At 52.3% G+C, this 1,833-nt stretch carries 1 protein-coding gene; it reads right to left on the reverse strand.

Annotation, left to right across the window (positions count from 1 at the left end; translation table 11 throughout):
* A partial coding sequence (locus tag IQ257_RS29510; protein WP_193933512.1) for a hypothetical protein occupies positions 1–1,809 on the reverse strand: 1,809 nt, incomplete at its 3' end.
* Positions 1,810–1,833: the final 24 nt, after the last annotated feature.

Here is a 1,833-nt window from a genome sequence, read left to right on the forward strand (position 1 = left end):
AGGGGTATCAGGGATGGGAGGAAGTTGGGTTTGCCAAATTGCGATCGCGGCTTGTGCCTGCTGGTAAAGTGCTCGTTCGGGGGAAATCTGGGCAGCCGTCGTGATTGCCGCATCAAACCGTCCTTGAGCGGCGAGGGCGGCAGCAGCTTCTAGAATTGGACGGTCTTGAATTGTCTGAACTTGAGCCACCCAATAGCCAATTTCCTTCTGAGCCTGATCATACAGCGCCCGATTAGGACGAATTTGGCTGGCAGTGGAAATAGCCCCCATCAAATCCCGGCGCTGGGCAAATGCCCGAGCTAAATCTAGGATCGGTTGGTCTTCAATCGTTTGAATTTGACGGTTCCATTTAGCAATTTCTGTTTGAGCCTCCACCCGCAGGGATTGACCGAGTTGAATTTGGCTGGCTCGGTCTACAGCCGCTCTTAACTGCTCTATGGTTCCTCCTATAGCAATTTCTCGGGCAATTCGCAAATGGTTACGGTCATCAATCTCTTGACTTTCCTGACGCCACTGAGCGATTAACGTTTGGGCTTCCACCCGTTGGGGGCGTCCTAGTTCGACCAAAGCTGCTTGCTCGATTGCCATCTGGAGTGAAGTTTGCTGCTCAAAGCTTGCCGTAAAGCGAGCCAGGAGTAACTGGAGGCGGTCTTCTAACCTTGACTCCCACAATGCTCCTTGCTTAGACGCTGACTGTTGCACGGGGCTTTCAGTATCGATCTGACGCACCGCTGCTAGGGCATCCACAAGAGCCAGCAAGTTATTCTGTTTAGCCGTTTTCCCAGCACGACCTAAGCGCATCCAGTCTTGTGCTTCCTGATACAGAGATGTGTTTACGGGAATCGTCTGGGCAACCTGAACTCCCCCGGAAAAATTCCCGATTTCAATAAGACTAGCGGCGATGTTTAATACCGTGCGACTCCACTTCGATAATTCAGTCTGTGCCTCGGCTTTGAGGTAGCTGCTAGGGTTAACTTTTGCCGCTAGAGCGATCGCTTCTTCCAATTGTGCCAGTTGATTCGTTTTCGCTAAATCCCGCGCCTCCTGTAATTGCTGCCATGCCTCTTTTTCCTCTCCCAACTGCTGCATCAGGGCATCCACCCGCGAACCATTCCAGTATTGGCTGTTGAGCTGTGATAACGCCGTAATCAGTTGAGATGCCTGCTGCCAGTTTTGCACCACCAACGCATCCTTAAATTGACTTGTAATTTGCCGTCCCTGCTGCCATTCTTTTTGCCAGGTCGCGATTTGAGCTTGTGCCTCGGGGTAAAGAGGGCTACTGACGGGAACTTGCGAAGCAATTTCTACAGCGTTCGACTGGTCTCCCTGGTTAATTTTTTGCTGGGCAATGTTTAGAATCACCTCAGACCATTCTTCGAGCATACGCTGCGCCTCTGAATAGAGGGGATGGGTGCGGGGCCAATGCTGGACTAAGGTTATTGCTGTTACCAGCTTATCCAAATCCCCAGACTCCGCCGCGAGTTGAGCGCAGTACAACCGCTCCCCATCAGCAGACAGGGGAGAAATACGCTGGCAATCGACCGGAGGCGGCAGTTGGGTCAGGAATAACACCCCTAGAGTGACAGTTCCTCCCACAATAGAAAGTACAGTCAGCCACAACAGCGACCACCGCCACAACCCACTTCGGCGGTCTTTGGCAACCGAAATCAGAGCCGAATGAGTCGTATCTGTGGCATTTGGGTCACGGTTTCCTCTCCACGGCAGGTTGTCTTCTGTTGATCGGATAACCACTTTGCGACCCTGACGTTGGCGGTTGGGTAGGAATGGGCGGATTTGAAATCGGTTCAATTCACGTTTGGGCACGGATAGAGG

It is taken from the genome of Coleofasciculus sp. LEGE 07092 (assembly GCF_015207375.1).
Lineage (GTDB): Bacteria > Cyanobacteriota > Cyanobacteriia > Cyanobacteriales > Coleofasciculaceae > LEGE-07092.